Source organism: Pseudomonas salicis (assembly GCF_057128705.1).
Map to the genome: position 1 here is coordinate 358,083 of NZ_JBSKHU010000006.1, position 22,556 is coordinate 380,638.

Here is a 22,556-nt window from a genome sequence, read left to right on the forward strand (position 1 = left end):
TTGTCAGCGCAGTTGCGCTTGTGGCGCACTCAAGCCATCACCGACAAACCAAGCATCTTCTTGGCAATACGATCCGCATCCACAAACGCTCGCGAATAACTGCCGGACGACGGCACGTAGTGGTTGTAGTACGTCGCTCCCTCAACGATGGGGCCGGTTATCCACAGGTGGTGCTGCGCCTTGCCGTGACTGTCAACATACACACCCTCTCCATCTTCAGCCGCGCTGTGGACAATTCCGGCGGCGCGTAATTGGCGGATGATCCCAGGGTAGCCATCGGCTTTTCGTGCCTCACTGCCATGGGCATGCACGCAGGCGTTCAGCACCAAGGTGCGTCCGTCCCCCAATGCGACTGAAACGGCGCCATTGTCAGCGTTGCAAATAACATGGGCGCTATGAACCCACTGAATGACGCCTGCCTCGGCCAGCGCCAGCAACTCTTGATGCCGTTCTTTTTGCGGTCCAGCGACCATGCGGTTGACCAAGGGAGCGTATTCGTTGAAGAAGACCGTGTGTGAGGTCGGCGTCAGGCCTCTGTTATCCACAACTCGCCTGAGCTGTTCGCGGCAGCTTCTCCACACCTCTACGGCTGCCTTTATCGGGCTGTGGTCCAAATCAAGAATGCTCTCGTGGAGATCATCGCGAATGAACGCTTCAATCCACCCCTGATAATTATCCACAGGGGCAGCCATGCTGTGAGGGTTGTACACGCTGTCAGGCAGAAGCGGCACCTCAAAACGCTCGGCAAGCTCACGATCTTTGGCTTCGATCTCGCCCAGGTAAAACGCAGTCGCGACCTCCGATTTGATACGTAGCGCTGACTCGCTTCGGCGCATTGCAACCATGCCGAAGTACTCCGCGAGCATCTCGGCCTTGAGCAGCGGTAGCACGTGAGCTTCGAAGTCCAGCCCCTCCGGGTGCCGGGCGCGAAGATCGGCCACCGCAGCCAGCGTGAAGATCAGCGCGGGCGCTCCCACGCGATGGGGCGTGATATCGGGGCGTGTGCGGTAAGGCAGACCGCTGCGGGAGTACATGAACACCTGCGGTTCCTGACCTGACGTCAGATAGCGCAGTCCCTCGGGTCCTTGCACAAAGCGCCCGCCTCTACCGACCGTCAACCCGGCGACGACATCCATTGCGGCCAGGCCGAGCCCCTCAACGCCCACCGCATCTGTGGCTGAAATCGTTTGAAGCGAATACGGCTGTGGATAAGCGTGTAGACGCGCCGTTCTCTGGGTAATCGGAGCCGCTGAAGGCCGATTTTCAGCGTGACCGATGGTGATCAAAAGCCAGTCAACACGGTGTTTTTTATCCCCTGTGGACAATTCAAAACGGCCCAGATCGGTGTAGTCGACGTTATCCACAGTCCGCGCATGATGGATCACCCGAATCTGCTCGGGCAGCGTCCGAATCACCTCGTCATAAGTCCACGCGAGGTATTCGCCTAGCCAGGAACGGGGCAGAAACTCATTGGGTTTCACCACACGTTCAGCGGATTTGAAACGCAGACACCACTCGTAGAAATTCGGCCCTTGTCGACCCGTCAACCCGCCCAGAGCAGCCTGATCAGGGAACATGGAAATCTGCGACGCCACAGTGTTGAGCATCAAATATTCGGGCTGCTCAACCGAATGCAGGCCCGGCCCCGGCCGATGGGGATCGAACACATTGATTTCCACCCGCCGCTCACCCTCGCCTGCCAACGCGCAAAGACGCTCCAGGACGGTCAGCCCACGTGACCCACAGCCGACAATGCCAATTTTGATTGCCGGTTTTTGCCCGACTTTATCCACAGGGGGCGTTTCTAGGAAGGACCCATCAAGGCGCAGATCGGCACTCAATTCCATCTCAGCGTTTCTCCGAAGAACGAGTCGATGGCAACGGCGCGGCCATCCGCTAGCGCGGTGTCTACAACGAATTTGCTCAACGCGAGGTCCAGCACACCCAGCCCGAAAGGCGAGAAGATTGAGGGTTTGCCTGGATCAAGCTGCACTTCGCCGCGAATCAACCCCGCCAGTGTGCCGTTCATGAATTCACGGTTGCCGGTCACTTGCTCCGCCAAATGCGGCGAGGTATTGGCCTTCATACAATGCTCGACGTCATCGCACAGATTGTTAGCCGTCAGCAGCAGTTGAGGGGCAACGTCGCGCAACGAAATGTTCAGCACCACCTGACCGGCGCGGAACGCCATCGGCGGCTTCACGTACGGCTCGCCCGCCGTGGTGGCGAAGATCACGAGATCTGCCGCCAGCGCGTCTTCCAATATGCCCGTGCGGGCTGTGCATAAGTCGGTCTGCTCAATGAATCCCTTCAACGCCAGGGCCGACGCGTCGTCAAAGTCGTGCACCACCGCTTGTTCGATCTCCCAACCTTCCACCGCCAGCATCCGAGCAATGTTGCGGGCGATAACGCCTGCGCCGATAAATCCCACAGACTTCGCCTGACGTGACTGACCATTGAGCCAGTAAGCGCCTGACACCGCTGACGCCGCTGTTCTGACCGCGCTGATCTGAGCGCCTTCAAGGCAGGCATAGGGGTAGCCCGTTTCGCGATCATTGAGAATCACCACCGCCGAGGCGCGAGGTTTTTGCTGGGCGACATTACCTGGAAAGCTGGAAATCCATTTGATGCCTGCGACAGCGTCCTCGCCCTCCAGCGATGCGGGTAGTGCGATGATGCGGTTGGCCGGTTGCTGTGGAAAACGCAGGAAGTAGCTGTCCGGGTTGAGGGTCTGACCGTCGTGGTGTTGCAGATAGACCTGCTCGATGCGCGCGACCATGGTGTGCGCCTGGCTGTCGAGGATGTCCTTGATCACGGCGCCCGGGATGACATGGAATTCAGACATTCAACGCTTCCCCCTCGAAGGTGTGGACGTAGGTGTTCAGGTAGCGGCTGATGGGCTGCGACGACAGCGCGGCCAGCTCGGCTCGCCCGAATTTCTGCATGACCCATTCATCGTTGTAGATCGTTTCGAGGTAGCGCTCGCCAGCGTCGGGGGAGATCGCCACCACCACCGCATCTTTGGGAATCCCCAGCGAGGGCGCCGCCAGACCCGCAACCACCGTGCCGGTCGATCCCCCCGCCAAGACGCCGTTGGACTTGGCCAGCCAGCGACACATCGCGACGGTGGCGCGCTCATCGACCACTTGCTGTTTGTGCAGATGGTTGGCGCGGAAAATCGGCGGCATCTGGCTCGAACCCAATCCAGGAATGAAGCGCTTCCCCGGCGCCTGGCCAAACGTCACCGACCCGGTGCTGTCCACAGCGATGATCTTGGTGCGTGGCGAATGCTTGCGGAAATACTGCACGCAGCCCATCAACGTGCCCGTGGTGCCCGCGCCAACCACCAGGTAATCCAGCGCCGGAAATGCGATGTGAATCGAGCGCGCCGTGGTTTGCTCATGGGTGCGGGCGTTGGCCGGGTTGCTGTACTGGTTGAGCCACAGATAACGCGGATCGCGGGCCACGGTGTCGCGGATGTAGCGAATGCGAGTGCCCAGGTAGCCGTCGTTATCGTCGCGCTCGGTGACAATCACGATCTGCGCGCCGAAGGCTTCCATCATCTTGATGTTGTGCAGGTTGGTGTTGGGGTCGACCACACAACAAAACTTGTAGCCTCGCTCGGCACAGATCATTGCCAGGGCCACACCGAGGTTGCCCGAAGATGACTCGATCAACACCGTGTCCCTGTGGATAAGTCGGCGCTCGGCGTAGGAGTCGATCAAGCCAATGGCGGTTTTCATCTTGATCGAACCGGCTGGGTTACAGGACTCCAGCTTGAGGTGCAGATTCTCGAACCCTAACCCCTTGAGCCGGACGAAGTTCGAATCGCCCACGATATGCGAGATGAAGTTCATGGCCGTGCCTCAGCCCGTGCGGCCATTAAGCGCTTGGGATGTGCCACCACCGGCGCCAGTTGCCGAGGTTGCGTGGCGAGCAAGGCGTCGGTCAGTTGCTGGGCGCGCAGTGCGACCATGGAAAACGACTGCGCGTCGCTGATGCCGTGGGTTTTTTCTGACGTGCCGTTGGCCAGAATCTGCACGCCCTCGCTGTGTTGCAGGCCCACGCGGTAGTGCCGGTCCACGGCCAGATGGCCGTCCTCTTCGCGCAGCAGCCAGGGTTGCAGCAGGGTCAGCAGCGGCGGCACCGCGAGCTGTTCATAACCGGTGCCGAGGACGATGCCATCGACATAAAGCGTGGTTTCAAGCCCCGTGTTGCTGTCGCGCAGAACGACGGAATACGCGTCGCCCACCTTCTCCACCGAGATGACGCTGGACCACGTGTGCAGGTTCAAACGCTGATGCCCACTGACTTCGCCTTCGTACATGAAGGAGTACAACGCCTGACTTTCATCGGCGTCGATGCCTGCGTAGTTGGTCGAACGGATCTCGTCGAACACCTTGCTGCGACGCGATGGCTCCAGTTGGTGGAAGTAGTCGACCTGCTCTGGCAAGAACGCCATGTTCGGAAACTGCCCCAGTTGCCCGACCCGGAAACCCACGCCCCTGTGGACAGAATGCACTTGGGTGGTTGGCGCGGCGCCGAGCAGATGCGCCACCGCCTCGCCTGCACTTTGGCCCGACCCCAGCACCAGCCAGCGCTGGGCAATCGGGCCGCCGCCCAGGTGAATGTTCTTCAGGTACTGCGAGGTGTGGAAAACCCGCCCGCCCAAGTGAGGGCTGAACGCTTCGGGAATGTTGGGCAAACTGCCGTGGGAAAGGACCAGTCGCTTGGTGCGATAGGTCCCTTGAGCGGTGACCACATCCACTGCGCGCAGGATGCCTTTTTCCGCAACGGGCAACACATCCAGCACGCCTTCATCGTAGGAGACGTAGTCTTTTAATTGCGCGGCGACCCACCCGATGTAGTCGGACCATTCCACACGGCTTGCGGGACGTCCCAGCAGACCGAACTTGTACAGCCGCCCTTTCTCCTTGAGGTACATCGCGAAGGAGAAACGGCTGCGGGGATTGCGCGGCGTCACCAGGTCGCGAAAGACGTGGTGGTTGATGTCAGTGCCCGCCAGCAGGAAGGCGCCGTGCCAGGTCGAATCGCACCCTTTCTCAAAAAAACGGACACGCTGAAACGGCTTCTTGCCGTTGTCTTCCGCTTCGTCTTCCAGCGCACAGGCCAGTGCGATACCGGCGGGACCGAAGCCGACCGACACGACGTCCAGCTCCTGACGCAAACCCTCGATTTCAAACTGATTCATGGTGGTTCTTCCTGAAAGGTTCAAAGACTTGGCGAGCCGAGAGCGGCCCGATTCAACACAGCAGCCGTCTTTCATGGACGCGCTTGTCGGCGTAGACCCAAAGCGAAACTCGGGCGTGATCGTTTTCCCCATCGCTGAAACGGATAGGGCCTGCGGGTGTGGAAAACTCATCGGAACGCAGCGCCGTTAGCAGGCTGCGGTGCTGGCGAACGGCGAGGTCTATCAGAGAGAACGCGGCCAACGTCTCGATGGCGTAGACCGGCGCCGGTTCGCCGTAGATCCGCTGGTACGCCCGATCCACTGATTGCGCCTCGGGCAGATCGCTGGCGATGGGAAAGCTGACCACGTACACGGTGCCGGTCTGCGGTAATCCGCTCACCAACGCAGGTGATGCAGCATCGTCGGTGAAAAAAAGCGGTAATCCACAACCGGAAAGGCGGTTTTCCACAAGGAACTGGCGGCTGGCTTTCAATCGTCCACAAAAAACCAGCGCGTCGGCTTGAACGGTGTCTTGCACAATCTGCACTGTGGATAACTTGGCAGCGTTCTCAAGCTCTCTTAATTGGCGCTGACCGTGCAGGCTTTGATCGGCGAACAGCGCAAGCTTGAGCAGGCCCTGAGTGTCGGCAAACGCCAGCAGCCGTTTTGCCAACACCTTGTCCGAAGCGCATACCCTGAACGTAGTGCGGCCCTCTTCGGTCAAGGCCGCAGCGGTCGAGGCCGGGAGGATCAGCGGAATGCCCGCCTGTGCATAACTCTCCACCACGGCGGCAGCAGACTCGGACGCGAAATGGCCGATCACCGCGTCCACCCGCGCGTCGATAAAACGCTCGGCCGCCGCACGACCGCCAGCAGCCGTGGCGCCATCGTCGAAGTAGAAATGCTGAGCACGCCGGACTTGGCTGAATAAATGGCTTGAGAGGTATACGCCACGCAAAAAGCTGCGGGCATGCAGCGTGGTGCCGACGTCCAACGCGGCGCAGATACCCAGGCGCATCATGACAATGCCACCTCGGTGAACCGGCTGGGGTTGAACGCTTTCATGATCGAGCGATGGTCAGCATCCATCGACACGCCCGCCGTCAAACCGCGGAGTTCGAAAGACAGCAACTCTGCGACGCTCGGCGCCATCTTGAAGCCGATGCCACAAAAGCCTGTGGCCAGATAAATGTGGCTGTTGGCGCTGGAACGACCCATCAGCGGCCGACCGTCATCGGTGTAGGCATCCCAAGCGACCTGAGTGACGACCGGAAGGCTGTGCTGCGTGTCATAGCCCAGCTTGGCGATCCGCGCCATCACGTCCTGTTCGTTATCCATCACAGACAGGTTCAAGTGGCTTGCGTGGTCCGCGCGATGGCGGCGCTGCCCGCCCACTTGCATCAAGGTGCGTCCAAGCGGCAGCAAATAGGTGTTCAGATGATGCGCGATGACCGGCATGCTCGGGGCTTCGTCGCAACTCACCCGGGTAAACGGAATGGTGCGAGCGTGCACCGCGCCAGGCGGCCTCGGCAGCGGACCATCAGCACCGCAGGCGTCGACGACCCAGGTCGCCTCCAGACACAATTTGCCCGCGTGCACTTGAACTGAGCCTTCGCGTTCGACGCAATGATCCACCGCGAGATGATCGAGAAACGTTGCCTTCTCACTGACGTAACGGCACAGGTTCGAGACCGCCGACAAGGCATCGACCATGCCGCCATCACGTTCGATGAGCAGGCATTCGTCATCGCAAAAGGCGCTGAAGCGACCGTTGTCCAGCGCGCTGACCGACGCATGCAGCTCGACGTTTTGCGTGCCCACGGCATCGAGATAACGGCCGCAGATTTCAGAATTGGCAATGTACGCGACGCCAGTGCGTTTGAGCGCCTGTTCGAACACGGCATGAACGATCCCCGTCGTGCCGTGATGCGCGCCGCGTCGCGTCAGCGGGCGCAACGCGGGGTCCAGCTCCAGAGCCCGAACGATGCCGCCGGTATCACGCGTCGCCCCTTGGCCGCCGCCGATACCCTTTTCCATAAGGGCAACGTCGAGGCCGCTTTCGACGAGCGCTGCGGCAATCGACGCGCCCATGACACCCGCGCCGATCACGATCACATCGAATGACGTTTTCATCAGCGTCTCCTGATCAGATCTCGTACTCAACGGCGCTGACGTACACCAGCTGATGAAATACTTCGTTCTCCGTGAAACGGCAGTAGCGCAGAATCTGCTTGGCCAAATCCGGAAACACTGGCGCACCAATCGCCCCGATCAACGCCATGTAAGGCAGGATGCGTTTGCCGAGCAATTGGCGATCACGGGCCGCGTTGATCACGTCGCTGAGCAAGACGGCCAGACCTTTCATGCTGAAGTGATCCACCGAAGTCACTTCGAACCAGCGCGCTACCAGTAGCTTGATCGCCGCCGCATCCGCAGACGTGACCTTCAGGCTGTCGCCCTCCACACGCTCCCGCTCGGCCTGCGCGGCGAGTTTCACCAGCACCTCGTTGAAAGTTTGCTCGCGCCAGGCGGCGAATTTTTCGACATCGAAGTCATCGGCGTCTTGCTCCGGCGCAATCAACGCCAGATAGAACCGGGCGCTGTCGGTGCAGGCGTCGGCCACCAGGTCCCGCGCCCAGATCGCGTAATTGCGGCTGGTGGAGAGGTTTTTGCCGTTCAGGGTCAGGAATTGATTGGTATAGAAGGTCTGACGCATGCGGTAGCTGTGCATGGTTTGCAGCAGTGCGGGGTAAACCATCATGTGGCTGAACGCGCAGTCGTAGCCAAGGAAATGCACCAATCGGCCTTTGCCCGAGCGGCAGTACTCGTCGTATTCCCAAGGCGCGTGCTTGTGTTCGTTGAGGTATTCGCGGAACGCGCCGAGATAACCCGACAGGCCCATCACCCAGGTGTGAATGCGTCGGCTGCCGTCGGGCTTGAGGTCTAAGCCGCCGTCGTGAGGACGTGTGATGCCCCAATCAATCGGCCCGATTTCGAATTCTTCGTTGAGGAAGCGGCGAATGAAAGGGCGCAGCGGAACGTGTTCGAAAGTGCTCTGTAGATGGCTGCGGAAATTGGAGAGCGCCAGAAATTCACGCTCGACGGGTCGCCAAATCATTTGGGACGAACACAGCTTGCAGCGAAACTCGGTCATCTTCGACGCGTTGGGCGTGTGGGCGCATTCCTCGCACTGGCTGGCGTCGGAGTCAGAACCGCAATGATCGCAATTGCCCCGCCCAAACGCCTCATAGCCCCATTTGTCGCACTGTTCGCAATAGGGTTCCTGGCTGACTTTTCTGTAAATGGCCCCCGCCTTCATCGCCGATTCGTAGGTTTCTTCGACCGCCTTCTTGAAATAGTTATTGCGATAAGGGCGCATCCAGAAATCAACTTCAATCCCCATCTTTTTCAGGGTGTCGTTGATCTTGTCGGTGTTTTCCAGCGCCAGCTCCTGGGGCGATCGGTCCAGTTCGATGCCACGGCGCAGCATGTAGGACTGATAGTCATCGGAATAGGAAACCAGCGTGCAGTCATGCCCGCGCTGGCGTTGTGCGCGAGTGTAGATATCTGCTGCCAGAAACGGCCCGGCCATGTGACCGATGTGCAGGTCGCCGTTCGGGGTGGGCGGTGTAATGGTGACCAGGAGCTTGCCCATCACGAAGCCCTCTGATCGGACACGTCATGGATCGTCGCTTTGTGCAGCGCGAACTCGTTCAGGGCGACGGCCTGTTGGGCGTCTTCGTCGAGGAAACGGTTGGCCGAATCGCGGTCCCACCAGACCACGTAGAAGTGAAAATCTTCGTCGGTGTCGTTAAGGACGTAATGGTCGGTGTGTTTCGGAATGGCGGCGATATCGCCCATGGTGAAGGGGTAGGTCTGATCGCCAACGACCAACTTGGCCGTGCCTTTGATGCCGATGAAGAACTCTTGATCGATCTGGGTGTGGGACAAGGACTTGGTGCCGGGACGAACAACGCACCAACCGCCGCCAATCGGGGTCGGATAACCGTCCCACGGCAACAGCCGGGACCCGTCCAGATCGTATTCATGAACCAGTTTGTCCCACGCCATGGGACGGAAAATTTGAAAGTCTGTCATGAAGTGTCTCCTTCAACCCGGAGCATCCTTGCTCGTTGTTTTGCCGGCGCTAACCAAGGCTTAACGACGCCGTTGAGTTGAGGGATAAGCTGAAGAAATTCGGGAAGGGGAGCAAACAAGAAATATGCAATCAGTGGTTAAGTTTGACTTAACTCAAGTTTGCTTAATCTTCATAGTTATCAGGTGCTTAACGGATTATTCAGCGTGAAATCATCGCTTGCTACACCCTAAAGCAGGGCTTAACTGTCGCGATAAAAAGGGGCGGATGTATTGAAACTTGTGGGAGCGAATTCATTCGCGAAAAATGGATCAGTCGCCACAAATGCATCGTCTGAACTGACTTTTCGCGAATGAGTTCGCTCCTACAGGGGGGGCCGCGATTCTCCAGCAGGTAGCATGTGAACGGTATAGCCGCCGTAAATAGGCACCCCACTCCTCAGCGCGTCGTGAATTCCCGTTGGCTGGCTATCGCCTGGGACACCAGCCAATCCCGGAACTGACGGCTGGATTTAGGCAGGATGGCGGTCTCGTCGTAGACCAGGTAATACGCGATGGGCGTGTCGATCGTCGCGCGAAACGGCACCACCAGCCGCCCTGACGACAGCTCCTCGCGGACCAGCGACCGGCGCACCAGTGCGATGCCCATGCCCGCCAACGCGGCCTCGATCACCCCGTTGGAGTCCACAAATACCGAGCCTCTGTGTACCGCAGCTTCAGCGTCCTCGATGCCCACCGCCCGCAGCCACAGCGCCCAGTCTTCGCGGTGTTCGTCATGCAACAGGTTGTAATTCTTGAGGTCGATGGGCGATGACAGAAAGCGCGACTCCGGCAGCAGGCTCGGCGCGCATACCGGCTGCAAACGGTCGTTGATCAGCATCTCGACCTCCAGACCCGGATAGCGTCCAAGCCCGTGGCGCACGGCGAAATCCACCCCGTCGCCCAACAGGTCAACCAATCGATTGGTCGTGCTGATCAACACTTCGATGCCAGGGCAGATCGCCTGAAAATCCGGCAGGCGCGGCAACAGCCATTGCATCGCAAAACCGCTGGTGCAACTGACCGTGATGGTATTGGGGCCGTTGTCGCTCATCAGCCGCTGAGTCGCGTCTGAGATCTGGCCTAATGCGGGGCGGATCGCGCGTAAGTAAATCTTACCTTCGGGGGTCAGCTCCAGACGCTTGGTGTTGCGGATGAACAGGGTGACGCCCACGGCTTTTTCCAACTTGGCAATCTGTTGGCTGATCGCCGCCGGTGTGACGAAAAGCTCGCCCGCCGCGCTCTTCATGCTGGCGTGACGCCCCGTCGCTTCAAAGCAAAGCAACGCGTACAAGGGCGGGAATTTCATGCCGGTCCTTAGTTAAGAAAATCAGTTAAGAAAATCTAATGTGCGTTAGAAAAGCTCGCTTGAGCACGACTGGAGAGACTGCTCAAATCATCACACCCCGGCTCGACAAGCGTCAATCCACAACTTTCGCGCCGTCCGTTTCAAGCATTGGATTTGGGAAGGAAGTGCCATGCGTCCATCTGATTATGTTCGACTGCTTCTCCTCGCTGCGATCTGGGGAGCAAGTTTTCTGTTCATGCGCGTGGCCGCCCCAGTATTAGGCGCATTGCCTACCGCATTCTTCCGGGTATCAATCGCCGCCATCGGTTTATTCGTCATCCTGGCGATGTTCAAAACCCGCCACGATTTCCAGGACAAACTCAAAGCGACCATGGTGCTGGGTATCATCAACTCGGGTATTCCGTTTTTGATGTACAGCATGGCGGCGTTGCTACTACCCGCCGGATACTCCGCCATTCTCAATGCCACCACGCCGTTAATGGGCGTCTTGATCGGGTCCATGTTTTTCAATGACACGCTGACTCAAAAAAAAGCAGCGGGTGTATTGGTGGGCTTGTTGGGGATCACCTTGTTGACCACCACCGGCCCGATGACCTTCACCAATACGGTGGTGATGGGTGCTCTGGCCTGTTTGGTCGCAACCACTTGCTACGGCGTGGCAGGGTTTCTCACCCGCCAGTGGATTGCCGACAAAGGCGGTCTCGACGCCAAACTCGTCGCGTTTGGCAGTCAAATCGGCGCTACGCTGTTTCTCGCGCCGTTCTTCGGCATCTCGGCCACCGTCAACCCGCCCGCCAGCTGGGGAGATTCAACGGTCTGGTTGTCTCTTCTCGCAGTGGGTTTTGTGTGTACGGCCTGCGCCTACATTCTGTATTTCCGGCTGATTGCTGACATCGGCCCGGTCCGCTCACTGACCGTCACCTTTTTGATCCCGCCATTCGGGGTGCTCTGGGGCGTGATGTTCCTGGATGAACACTTGTCGGCGGGTCATCTGTACGGTGGCGGGCTGATTTGTCTGGCCGTGTGGTTCGTGCTCAGCAAGAGCAGGCCCAAACCGTTACCCGAATCACGGGACAACCCCGCCACCACCTGATTCACGCACTTATCCACAGCTGAATCCGTAACGAGACTGTCTGGGGGCGACCGCCAGACTCGGCCTTTCTTCGCTCGGCATTTACTCATGGATCTGCCGGACCGGAGATAACGACACGTTCTGGAATGACTGACATGGCATCACTCACACACGCGTTCACCCTTCAGCTTTCGGGCTGTGGCATCCGGGCGGAGTCAGTACGATGAGCAGAGCGATTCCCTTGATTGCCCTTCGCACCTTCGTCGAGGTGTGCAAGGTGGGCAGTATGAAACGCGCCGCCGATCACCTGTGCGTCTCCCCCGCCGCCATCAGCCAGCAGATCAAAGGGCTGGAAGATCAGATTGGAAAACGCCTGTTCGAACGCGACGCCAAAGGCATTCAGCTCACCACCAGTGGCCGCGGCCTGTTCGATGAGCTGTCCGACACCTTCGACGTGATCGAAAAAGCCTGGTCTGGGGCGGCCCTCAAACAGCCTCGCCAGACCCGCCTGGTCATCAGCACCACGTCCACCATCGCCAGCTCCTGGCTGATCCCCGCGCTGGGGGATTTCAAAGAGCGCTGCCCGACCATCGAAATCTCGATACAGATTTGCAATGGCCTCTCGGATCTCAAGCATGGCCATGTGGATATCTCTATTCAGCGAGAAATGGCCAGCAGCCCGGACAACCATGCCACCCGCCTCTGGTCGTCTTATTTGATCCCCGTGTGCAGTCCAAACTTGCTCACTAAACAACGGACCATCGAGAGTCCACAAGACTGCCTGACTTATCCACTGCTGCAAGACACCGAACGCAACTACTGGAAGGTGTGGATGAATGCGTTCGGTGTGAACAACCGCAAAATGATCCAGGGATCGAGTTATGGCGATGAATCCCTGTTGATAAGTGCCGCTTGTGCGGGTCAAGGGATTGCCTTGGTCAACAACGTGTTTGCGTCCGAAGCCCTGCGCTCCAAGCGCCTGGTGCAAGTGACCAACGCTACGTCCGAACTGAAATTCGATTACTTCGTGTACTGCGCCAAAGAGCGGCGCGAGGAATGGGCTATCGTCGAGTTCATGAAGTGGGCGGTACAACAGGCGGGCAAGACGGCAAAGGGGCATGTTCGTGAAGCAGCGAGTGTGCACAAGGTCGCGTGAGTTCAAACACCTGCGAGGTTTCACCGGCGACCTAGTTACACCCTCTTTTTAAACCACTTACGAGTGGTTTTTTTCCTCCATTCATTCCTGTGGACGATAGTCCGTCAGCCTTCAGACAGGCGGAGCGGCATACAGTGAACGGCATTCAAGTCTTCACGTATGATGCGGCGCCTGCGCTCGGGTGCCTTTTGCGCCCAATCCCATACCCACGTTTTCGCCCTGTGCCCGTCAGAGATTTTCCTCGCGATGCCTGAGGCAGAAAGGCTTTTTAGAATAATCAGAATGCAAACGATCAAAGCCCTCAGTCGGCGCTTCAAACAAAAAAAATACCTGCTGGTCGCCATCGCTGTCCTCGTCGCATTGGCCGTTGCATGGGCGGTCCACTCTCACTCGGTCGTTGAACGAAAGGCTCGCAGAGCCATGCTGCCGCGCGTCTTGCCCACCGTGCAGACTCACGACCTCGGCGGCTCGTCGACGCTGACGCTATTCGTGCCCAATGTGTCGAAAAAAACCATCGTCATCGCTGTGCCTGTGGACAACGATCTGGAGACCAAGCGCCTGCGGAAACTGAGTTTCGATGCCTCCGCCACCGTTGTGAAGATCGAACTTTCACCTTCCGATTGCCTGCAGGCCCTTCGCAAATTCGACGAGTCCTTGCGACGCTTCGCGCCGACTGCCGATATTGTCGTAGGGCTCGATGAAGAGGCCATGCTGGCGCAGCGTTGGCTCTCACTGCAAACAAATGAACGGGCGGTCGCCGTTTCGCTGACGACCGATGGCATTGGCGAGGCCAGCAAGGAAGTCTGCGCAGACCCCGCCACCGTGCTCCCGTCAAAAGGGACATGGCACAACCTGACGTCGAACAAATTGACGGTTTGGGAAAACGGCGTCGCCACTCACGTCACCACACCGATGACGCCGAAAAAGCTGATTTCCGAGGAACTGGAAACGTATCTGCGTCATACGATTCTCAACATTCCCGAATTGAACATGCTCAACAAACTGCCGTTGATTGAACTGCCTGCCGCCAGCCCCAGCGACACACTGACACTTTTCTATTCAGGTGATGGCGGTTGGCGGGGACTGGACAAGCGTGTTTCGGAACATCTGTCCGACGCCGATATCGCCGTCGTCGGCGTCGATGCGCTGGAGTATTACTGGGACTTCAAAAGCCCGGAAAAAAGCGCCCAAGAGTTGTCCCAAATGATGGAACACTACCGCCAGAAATGGGGTATCAAACACTTCATTGTCACCGGCTATTCGTTTGGCGCCGATGTACTCCCCGCGCTCTACAATCGCTTGCCTGTTAGCGATCAGGCCGATGTTCAGAGCATTGTGCTGCTGTCGTTCGCACGTAGCGCCAACTTCGAAATCCGCATCGAAGGCATGATGGGCAAAGACACCGGCAAATACCCGACAGGCCCGGAAATGGCGCGACTGCCTGCGAGTAAGGTGTTCTGTGTGTACGGCACGGATGAAGCGCGCAAGAGCGGGTGTACAGATGCCACCGTCGTCGGAAAGACCCTTGGGATTCCCGGGAACCACCACTTCAATGACGATTACGACACGTTATCCACCTACCTGATCGACTTCATCAAGAGATCATAAGGAGGGGTCATCACGGTATATCCGTCATAACACGCGGGTCAGGGCTCTGCGCGACCGGGTGCATGATGAACCAGATTGGCGAGTTCGACCTTATCGGTCAGTCCCAGCTTGGTGTAAATCTCTCGCAGGTAATGCCGTACCGTTGCTGGCGACAATCCCAGAGAGCGCGCGATTTCCTTGTATGACTGCCCGCAGGCAAATGCCGCGGCTACTTGCGATTCGCGCGGGGTCAGACTGTCCAGGGCTGATACGGCTGAAATGGTCAACAGGCTTAGACCACCCGCCGGTTTCAAGGTAAAACCGAGCCTTGCAAATCTCACTGCCGAGCCGCGAGGCACATTGAGCAGACCCTGTATCAGCGGCTCAGGCAGCGTGGGGCCGCACCAGTGCGGCCAGACCGAACGAACGAGCTCACGAAAGCGCGGTGGCGGATCCAGCACAGCAAATTGCAGGTCGACGAACACGCAACTCATGACGGTCGAGGTGTCGGCAGCCCCCGCATAATGGTCCTGACGTCGCGAAAGATTGTGGCGCCACGCCAAATTGACGTGAGGCATCAGAAACTGTTTGGCCCACACATCTGACTTGTCGAAAGCGGCGCTTCGGCCGCATCGAAACAATGAAAGAAACAGGAAGTCGTCGTCTCGTCCCGGCAATCTGTAGGCCGTACACAGGGCGTACTTGTTGCCAACGTCGGCATTGATCTCGTAAAGCCCCTCAGTGCTGTGCAATTCCTGAGTGCCGAAACGCACGGTGCGTGTTGGCGCATCGTTCACACTCATCGCCAATCGGTCATCACCGGTACACGTTTGCCATTTCTCGACATACGAGTCGGGGAGATTGGCCTGGTATGAACTCAGCAGGGTAAAGCCCGCCGCAGTGGGGGACATGATGCCCCACCAGGCTCGATCGAAGCCGATCACCTGATCGATCTGGTTCAACACCTGCTCTTGAAAGACTTCCGCGTCCGCTTCAAAGGCTGATGTGTTGATGTTCAAAACCACGTCGCCGCAATCTGTGAGCGTTTTCAACATGGGTGACTCCTGGGACGCTGTCGTCCGGTGGCTGCAAGCGGCAGAACCAAGCAGTCGCACTCCATTGCGTCAATCAGGCTTCCTCGTGGCACGTCACACTGGCTTGAAGCACACCCCGTTCATTTGAACGATGGGATTACCCAATGGGCGCTCCTACAGTGGCCGCGTGCCTTACATTTTTATGTCAGGCAATTCCTACCACCTTTCTTTGGGTTTTACCAAAGGATTCCACGGACGCCTGCCATGCCTACATCACAATTAATTCGCGGCTCCTCTCTCATTCGGCTCTGGTTCGTGGCCAACGCGATCGTGTTGATGCTGCCACCGCTTCACTGGTTAGTGAACGATCACCAGACACCTATCGCTGGCCTGGCGCCGACACTCTTTTATTTCATCGCGATCTGCATCTCGATCACGGCCAGCGTCGTGGCGGCATACATGCAGGAATCCGAAGCAGGAGAACTTCAATGATTGTCACTTTCGGAATGCTTCTGATCTTCTTCGCGATGATCATCTACGTCCTTCAACGCAGCCACGTGAAAGACAAGAACTTCACCGACTATGCCGTCGGCGGCAGATCATTCGGCGCGAACTACCAGGCGATGTCGTTCCTGAACACTTGGTACCCAGGCGCGATGTTTACTGCATTTGCCGGGCTAGCGGCCGGCGCCGGGGTGATTTCGTTCTATGTCCTCGCGTACAGCCTGCTGACCGTGGTGCTGATGTACGCCATGGCCAGAACCGTGTGGGTGTGGGGCAAGAAATTCGACCTGCATACACAGCCCGATCTGTTCGCCCTTCGCTATGACTCACGGCACATCCGTACCATCGCCGCGTTGATTGGCATCGTGTCCGGATTTCCATGGCTGGTCTTGGCCATGCAAGCGATGGGTGGCTTGTTTCACTTCATGTCATTGGGCGCGTTGCCCTTCTCTGAAGCTGTGATCCTAGGCGTCATCGTGGTGGCCATACGGCAGATCTGGACCATTCGCATGGGTATGCGTGGTGTCATCATCTCCGATATGTATCAAGGCATCGTCGCCTACGTCTTCGGCAGCGTGATGCTGTGTGCATTGATCGCATGGCTGTGCTTCTCCAAAGGGATCACGCTGGGCTCACTTGACCCCAAAATGTTCGCGCTTCCTGGCATTGGCTCGAAGGAAGGCCCGCTGTATCTGTTCAGCCTGCTGTTTACCGGGACGATCGGGGGCTGGTGCCTGCCGTTCATCTTCGTGCGGCTATTCACCGCCGATGGCGTGGTTGCCCTGAAAAAGTCGGCGGCGCTGGCCATGCCGCTGTCGCTGATCTTCGGCGTCTCACTGTTGATTTTCGGGATGCTCGCGTCGCAGCTCCCAGGAATCGCCGGTCACGAAGAAGACGTATGGTTCCTTGTCAGCCAGCAGGCCGGAGGCTTGGTGTTACTCGGATTGGCGGGGGTTGTCTTGCTGGCGGCGTCCATCGGTCACACCGACGGCAGCATTCAAGCGACAGGCGCTCAGTTCGCCAACGACCTCATCGGAAACTACGTCGATCTCACGCCGCGCCAACTCGTCACCGTCTCCAAGCTTGCGATGGTCGTGCTGACTGCATTGGCTGCATGGGTGGCCTGTCTCTCGCTTCCCGCTCTGTTCACCCTGGCTGTGCTGGCCTATCAAGGGGTCATTCAGCTGGCTGTGCCGCAGTTCCTCGGCATCTTCTGGAAGCGCGGTAACAAGCAAGGGGCCATCGCCGGAATGGTCGTAGGTTTCGTGCTGGTGATCATGCTTGAACTGTTTTTCAAAGAGACGTTGGCTGGGGCCTATGGGTTGTCATCGGGCGTGCTGGCGCTGGTCGTCAACCTGGCGGTTTACGTGGGTTTTGCCTACTTCAAGCCTCACACAGCGCAAGAAAGCGAAAGGGTCGAGACGTTGTTCGCGGTGGCTCGCGATGCGCAGCCCGAAGCGATACCCATGCCGATTGCGGATCTGCCTGTACGCGGCTGAACCACCCACAACGCCACGTCATCAACGCTTTACTGTTGAGTAGCCATCATGAACATGTCCGCCTCGCAACATTCACCGTTTCCCGCTGAGTTCACCGCTGCCGTGATCCAGGCCGCACCGGGTTTTTGCGATCTTCAGTTGTCCGTTGAAAAAACCCTTCATTACATTGCCGAAGCCGCGCGTCAGGGCGCGTCCATCGTAGCCTTTCCCGAAGACTGGATTCCCGGTTATCCGTGGTGGATCTGGCTCGATGCCCCCGCTTGGGGGTTCTCCAAGGGCTGGGTGCGTCGCTTTTATGAGAACGCTTTCACCTATGAAAGCGAAGGTGCAAGGCTAATCGCCGCCGCTGCCCGGCAGCACAAAATCCATGTATCGCTAGGCGTGGTCGAGCGTATCGGCGCCAGCCTTTACGTCGGTAACTGGATCATCGACGACAGCGGCGAAAGCGTCTCCCGACGTCGCAAATTGAAGCCCACACACATGGAGCGAACGGTATTCGGCGAGGGCGACGGCAGCGACCTGGTCGTCAGCGAGACCCGACTGGGGCGCATGGGCGCACTGTCGTGCTGGGAGCATCTGCAGCCGCTGACCAAATTCGCCATGTACAGCCAGAACGAGCAGTTGCATGTAGCAGCGTGGCCCGGCTTCAGCTTGTACAAAGACGTCGCCTATTCGTTGAGCGCCGAGGCGAGTCTGGCCGCCACCCAGACTTACGCGTTGGAAGGTGGATGTTTCGTTCTGGCGCCGTCCTCCGTGACGTCGCAGTCGATGGTGGATCAAATCTGCGACGCGCCGGAAAAACATGCCCTATTCACCACCGGCGGAGGGCACTCCGTCATTTATGGCCCTTATGGCAACCTGATTTCAGAGCGCATGCCCGACACATGGGAAGGCGTGATCTGTGCGCCAATCGATCTCGGTGAAATCGCTGTGGCAAAGGCCGCTGCCGATCCCGCGGGCCATTACGCGCGGCCTGATGTGATGCGCCTTCTGCTTAATCGGACCCCTGCTCATCGGGTGCATGCTTTCGAACCCGGCCTGCAAGAACAGCGTGGGCCATTCCCCGCAGCAGAGGGTGCTGTCGCATCAGCTCATGCAACTACGGAAGGGTCATCAACAGAAGACGTCGAAGGATAAGGTCGTTGCATTGAAGGACGGGATTGCCCCCGGATCGATGTGAACAGGCACATGGCTCCGATTGCATGTGCCCGTCGATGCAACGCTTAAAAAGGACAGCCGAGAATAACAACATGCCTTCATTTCAAGACGCACCCACTTCTTCGCTCATGGACCAAGCCTGCGCCTGGCGCCGTGACTTTCACGCTCATCCAGAATTGGGCTACCACGAACATCGCACCGCGAGCAGGTCGCGCGGTTGCTGGAAAGCTTCGGCCTTACCGTGACTCGTGGGGTAGGTGGGACGGGTGTCGTCGCGACATTACAACGAGGAACAGGGCCTGCCATCGGCTTACGTGCCGACATGGACGCCCTGCCTATGCAGGAAAACAGCGGCCTGGCGCATGCTTCCACCCATGATGGCTGCATGCACGCCTGCGGCCACGACGGTCACACCACCGTGTTGCTCGCCACCTCTCAGCATCTTTGCGAGGCGACAGACTTCACCGGCACAGTCCACTTCATCTTTCAGCCTGCTGAAGAAACAGGTGCTGGCGCGCGGCGGATGATCGAAGACGGCCTCTTTGAGCGCTTCCCCATGCAAGCAGTGTACGGCTTGCACAACTGGCCTGGCCTGCGCCAAGGTTCGTTGGCGGTGAATCCGGGGGCAATGATGGCGTCTCAGGACACCTTCAGTATTCAGATTCAAGGCTCAGGCTCACACGCGGCCATGCCAGAGAACGGCATCGATCCCATCGTCGTGGCCACCCAATTGGTGTCAGCCCTGCAAACCATCGTTTCGCGGCGAATCTCTCCGCTGGACGCTGCCGCGTTGAGCGTCACCATGATTGAAGCCGGCACGGCCTATAACGTCATTCCTCACACCGCGACGATCAGGGGGACAGTGCGGTGCCTGTCCAGGGATGTGCGCAGTCGGATACAGGAAATGATCGCCACGATGGTCAATACGTTGCCGAGCGCCTTTGGAGCAACAGGTACAGTGGCGTTTCGAGAAGGTTATCCGGTTACTCAAAATGACCCGGCCTGTGCCGAGCGCGTGCGGGACGTCGCGGCGTCTATATTGGGTGCCGAAAACGTGCGTTGGGATACACGAGCGTCCATGGCATCGGAAGATTTTGCATACATGCTCCAGTCCTGCCCGGGCGCGTATTTTTGGTTAGGCGCTGATGGCGCCGAGGCCTCAAGGCCCCTGCACCATCCCGCGTATGACTTCAACGATGCGCTGATTCCAGTTGGGGTGCGACTTTTCTGCGGCATTCTGAAGTCGTATCAGGCAGCGTCCGTCCATCAGACATAAACGCCGCAAGAATCGGAGCGTACAGATCCCGAACGGGCCGCACCATGAGTCATCTGACCATGGAGAACCTACTGATGAATGCGCCCCACGTTGTCGCCGAACCCCACATCCTTTACCTCGGCACCCCCGTTGTTCTGGTGAGTACCGTCAATCAAGACGGTACTCATAACCTTGCCCCCATCTCTTCGGCGTTCTGGCTAGGGTGGCGAGGCGTGCTGGGTATCGCGTCCGGCTCGCAGACCGCGCAAAACCTGCTGCGCACCGGCGAATGCGTGCTGAACCTTCCCTCCGTCAACGAAGTGAACGCCGTTGACCGTATCGCCAAAACGACGGGGGTGTACCCGCTTCCAGCGTTCCGAGAAGCGATGGGTTATGTGTACGAACCCGACAAATTTGGGCGCGCCGGCATGACGCGACTGGCATCTGACACCGTCAAGGCGGCGCGAGCACTGGAATGCCCTATCCAGCTCGAAGCAGTCGTCGCGGCGGCTCATGGAATAGGTGAAGACAGTGACGTGCTGCGCGGTTTCATCAGCCTCATCGAAGTCCGAATCAACCGCGTGCACGTCCACCCGGATTTACTCATGGACGGCCACGCCAACCGGATCGATCCGGATAAGTGGACGCCATTGATCATGAGTTTTCAGAAGTTCTACGGGTTGAGTGGCCAGGTGCATGCGTCGAGGCTGTCCGATATTCCGGAACAGGCTTATGAGCCGCTGGCGAAGGTTTAAATTTTTTCAGAGAAGAGGCCGCGTGATAGCGGCCTCTTTTTTTCTGAGCTGACGCGTGACTTACTCGACAGTCACCGACTTCGCCAAATTCCGCGGCTGATCCACATCCGTGCCCTTCAACACTGCGACGTAGTACGACAACAGTTGTAGCGGGATGGTGTAGAGGATCGGGGCCAAGGCGTCGACGATGTGCGGCATCGAGATGACGTGGGTACCTTCGCCGTTGTTCAGGCCGGCCTGTTCGTCGGCGAAGACGATCAGCTCGCCCCCACGGGCGCGGACTTCCTGGAGGTTGGATTTCAGCTTTTCCAGCAGCTCGTTGTTCGGGGCTACCGTGACGACAGGCATGTCGCTGTCGACCAGAGCCAGCGGGCCATGTTTCAGCTCGCCAGCGGGGTAGGCTTCGGCATGGATGTAAGAAATCTCTTTAAGTTTGAGCGCACCTTCCATTGCCACCGGGAATTGCGCGCCACGGCCCAGGAACAGAGTGTGGTTCTTCTCGGCGAACAGCTCGGCCACTTTCTCAACGGTGCTGTCCATGGCCAATGCTTCGCCTAGACGGGTCGGCAAGCGACGCAGCTCCTCAACCAGTTCAGCTTCAACGCCGTCTTCCAGCGTGCCTTTGACCTGACCCAACGACAGGGTCAGCAGCATCAGCGCCACCAGTTGCGTGGTGAAGGCCTTGGTCGATGCGACACCGATTTCCGGACCGGCCTGGGTCAGCAGGGTCAGGTCGGATTCGCGTACCAGCGAGCTGATGCTGACATTGCAGATGGCGAGGCTGGCGAGAAAGCCCAGCTCTTTGGCGTTGCGCAGCGCGGCGAGGGTGTCAGCAGTCTCGCCTGATTGCGAGATCGAGACGAACAGCGTGTCCGGCTGAACCACGACCTTGCGGTAGCGGAATTCGCTGGCCACTTCGACCTGACACGGAATGCCAGCCAAGCCTTCAAGCCAGTAACGCGCGACCATCCCCGCGTGATAGCTCGTGCCGCAGGCAACGATTTGCACGTTGCGTACCTTGGCGAACAGCTCGGCAGCTTGTGGACCGAAGGCCTGGACCAGCACCTGGCCGTGACCAAGGCGGTTTTCCAGGGTGCGCTGCACGACTTTTGGCTGCTCGTGGATTTCCTTGAGCATGAAGTGGCGGAACTCGCCCTTGTCGGCCGCTTCTGCGCCTTCACGGTACTGGACCACTTCGCGCTCGACCGGCTGGCCATCTGCGGTCCAGATCTGGACGCTGTCACGGCGGATTTCAGCGATGTCGCCTTCTTCCAGGTACATGAAGCGGTCGGTGACCTGGCGCAGCGCCAATTGGTCCGATGCCAGGAAGTTTTCCCCAAGCCCCAAGCCCACCACCAGCGGGCTGCCACTGCGGGCAGCAATCAAACGATCCGGTTGCTTGGCGCTGATCACGGCCAGGCCGTATGCACCGTGCAGTTCTTTAACGGTGGCTTTCAGGGCAGCGGCCAGGTCCGGCGTGTCCTGCAGCTTATGGTGCAGCAAATGGACGATGACTTCTGTGTCCGTGTCGGACGTGAACAGGTAGCCCAGACCTTTCAGGCGCTCGCGCAGTGGCTCGTGGTTTTCGATGATGCCGTTGTGGACAACCGCCAACTCGCCGCTGGAGAAATGGGGGTGGGCGTTGTGTTCCAGCGGCGCACCGTGGGTGGCCCAACGGGTGTGGGCAATGCCCAGGCGGCCCACCAATGGTTCACCTGCCAGCGATTGCTCCAACTCGTTGACCTTACCCACACGGCGACGGCGCTCCAATACACCGGCGTTACTGAACAGCGCGACACCGGCGCTGTCGTAGCCGCGGTATTCAAGGCGCTTGAGGCCCTCCAGCAGGATGGCTGTGACATTACGTTCAGCGACGGCGCCGACGATTCCACACATGGTCTT

General features: G+C 58.6%; 17 protein-coding genes and 1 pseudogene. 7 read left to right on the top strand and 11 right to left on the bottom strand.

The features are described 5' to 3' along the window. Nucleotides 1–29: 29 nt before the first annotated feature. The 9 genes from ACWKWE_RS23080 to gcvA form a co-directional block, all read right to left on the bottom strand. Nucleotides 30–1,847, bottom strand: coding sequence for an FAD/NAD(P)-binding protein (locus tag ACWKWE_RS23080; RefSeq protein WP_483851802.1), 1,818 nt, complete (start codon nucleotides 1,845–1,847; stop codon nucleotides 30–32). After that, nucleotides 1,838–2,845, bottom strand: coding sequence for a 2,3-diaminopropionate biosynthesis protein SbnB (sbnB, locus tag ACWKWE_RS23085; protein WP_483851803.1), 1,008 nt, complete (start codon nucleotides 2,843–2,845; stop codon nucleotides 1,838–1,840). The genes ACWKWE_RS23080 and sbnB overlap by 10 nt, the downstream gene beginning before the upstream one ends. Next, nucleotides 2,838–3,857: a 2,3-diaminopropionate biosynthesis protein SbnA gene (gene sbnA, locus ACWKWE_RS23090; protein ID WP_483851804.1), complete on the bottom strand. Its 1,020-nt coding sequence runs from the start codon at nucleotides 3,855–3,857 to the stop codon at nucleotides 2,838–2,840. The genes sbnB and sbnA overlap by 8 nt, the downstream gene beginning before the upstream one ends. Then, nucleotides 3,854–5,212 carry a SidA/IucD/PvdA family monooxygenase gene (locus ACWKWE_RS23095; RefSeq protein ID WP_483851805.1) on the bottom strand — a complete coding sequence of 453 codons (1,359 nt, stop codon included), beginning with the start codon at nucleotides 5,210–5,212 and terminating at the stop codon, nucleotides 3,854–3,856. The genes sbnA and ACWKWE_RS23095 overlap by 4 nt, the downstream gene beginning before the upstream one ends. 52 nt (nucleotides 5,213–5,264) lie before the next feature. After that, nucleotides 5,265–6,212: an ABC transporter substrate-binding protein gene (locus ACWKWE_RS23100; RefSeq protein ID WP_483851806.1), complete on the bottom strand. Its 948-nt coding sequence runs from the start codon at nucleotides 6,210–6,212 to the stop codon at nucleotides 5,265–5,267. Continuing rightward, nucleotides 6,209–7,324, bottom strand: a complete 1,116-nt coding sequence (locus ACWKWE_RS23105) for an NAD(P)/FAD-dependent oxidoreductase (RefSeq protein WP_483851807.1) — start codon at nucleotides 7,322–7,324, stop codon at nucleotides 6,209–6,211. Before ACWKWE_RS23105 ends, ACWKWE_RS23100 begins: the two co-directional genes overlap by 4 nt. Nucleotides 7,325–7,337: 13 nt before the next feature. Then, entirely contained in the window at nucleotides 7,338–8,846 is a 1,509-nt protein-coding gene (locus ACWKWE_RS23110; RefSeq protein ID WP_483851808.1) for a methionine--tRNA ligase, read from the bottom strand. After that, entirely contained in the window at nucleotides 8,846–9,289 is a 444-nt protein-coding gene (locus ACWKWE_RS23115) for a cupin domain-containing protein (RefSeq protein ID WP_483851809.1), read from the bottom strand. The genes ACWKWE_RS23110 and ACWKWE_RS23115 overlap by 1 nt, the downstream gene beginning before the upstream one ends. 436 nt (nucleotides 9,290–9,725) lie before the next feature. Next, the gene (gcvA, locus tag ACWKWE_RS23120) at nucleotides 9,726–10,634 is read right to left on the bottom strand and encodes a transcriptional regulator GcvA (protein ID WP_483851810.1); all 909 of its coding nucleotides are present in this window, start codon (nucleotides 10,632–10,634) and stop codon (nucleotides 9,726–9,728) included. Nucleotides 10,635–10,803: 169 nt separating this feature from the next. Between gcvA and ACWKWE_RS23125 the strand changes: the two genes are divergently transcribed. The 3 genes from ACWKWE_RS23125 (at nucleotide 10,804) to ACWKWE_RS23135 (ending at nucleotide 14,470) form a co-directional block, all read left to right on the top strand. Further along, complete coding sequence (locus tag ACWKWE_RS23125) at nucleotides 10,804–11,727, top strand: DMT family transporter (protein ID WP_483851811.1); 924 nt, start codon at nucleotides 10,804–10,806, stop codon at nucleotides 11,725–11,727. A gap of 202 nt (nucleotides 11,728–11,929) precedes the next feature. Then, nucleotides 11,930–12,862: a LysR substrate-binding domain-containing protein gene (locus ACWKWE_RS23130; protein ID WP_483851812.1), complete on the top strand. Its 933-nt coding sequence runs from the start codon at nucleotides 11,930–11,932 to the stop codon at nucleotides 12,860–12,862. A 420-nt stretch (nucleotides 12,863–13,282) separates the two neighbouring features. Next, a complete protein-coding gene (locus tag ACWKWE_RS23135) occupies nucleotides 13,283–14,470 on the top strand; it encodes a virulence factor family protein (RefSeq protein ID WP_483851813.1) in 1,188 nt (395 codons plus the stop codon). A gap of 38 nt (nucleotides 14,471–14,508) precedes the next feature. Here the strand turns inward: ACWKWE_RS23135 and ACWKWE_RS23140 are convergent, their stop codons facing one another. Continuing rightward, a complete protein-coding gene (locus tag ACWKWE_RS23140; RefSeq protein ID WP_483851814.1) occupies nucleotides 14,509–15,504 on the bottom strand; it encodes a helix-turn-helix transcriptional regulator in 996 nt (331 codons plus the stop codon). A 143-nt stretch (nucleotides 15,505–15,647) separates the two neighbouring features. On the opposite strand from ACWKWE_RS23140, the gene ACWKWE_RS23145 reads away from it, so the two are divergent. From ACWKWE_RS23145 to ACWKWE_RS23160, 4 genes and pseudogenes are all read left to right on the top strand, one after another. Continuing rightward, a complete protein-coding gene (locus tag ACWKWE_RS23145; protein ID WP_483851815.1) occupies nucleotides 15,648–17,486 on the top strand; it encodes a sodium:solute symporter family protein in 1,839 nt (612 codons plus the stop codon). 48 nt (nucleotides 17,487–17,534) lie between these two features. Next, the gene (locus ACWKWE_RS23150; protein ID WP_483851816.1) at nucleotides 17,535–18,623 is read left to right on the top strand and encodes a carbon-nitrogen hydrolase family protein; all 1,089 of its coding nucleotides are present in this window, start codon (nucleotides 17,535–17,537) and stop codon (nucleotides 18,621–18,623) included. Nucleotides 18,624–18,736: 113 nt separating this feature from the next. Further along, a pseudogene (locus tag ACWKWE_RS23155) lies at nucleotides 18,737–19,920 on the top strand (M20 aminoacylase family protein). Nucleotides 19,921–19,964: 44 nt separating this feature from the next. Next, on the top strand, nucleotides 19,965–20,654 hold the full coding sequence (locus tag ACWKWE_RS23160; protein ID WP_483851817.1) for a flavin reductase family protein: 690 nt from the start codon (nucleotides 19,965–19,967) through the stop codon (nucleotides 20,652–20,654). 60 nt (nucleotides 20,655–20,714) lie between these two features. On the opposite strand, the gene glmS is transcribed toward ACWKWE_RS23160, so the two are convergent. Further along, a complete protein-coding gene (gene glmS / locus ACWKWE_RS23165; RefSeq protein WP_483851818.1) occupies nucleotides 20,715–22,550 on the bottom strand; it encodes a glutamine--fructose-6-phosphate transaminase (isomerizing) in 1,836 nt (611 codons plus the stop codon). Between the last annotated feature and the right edge of the window lie 6 nt (nucleotides 22,551–22,556).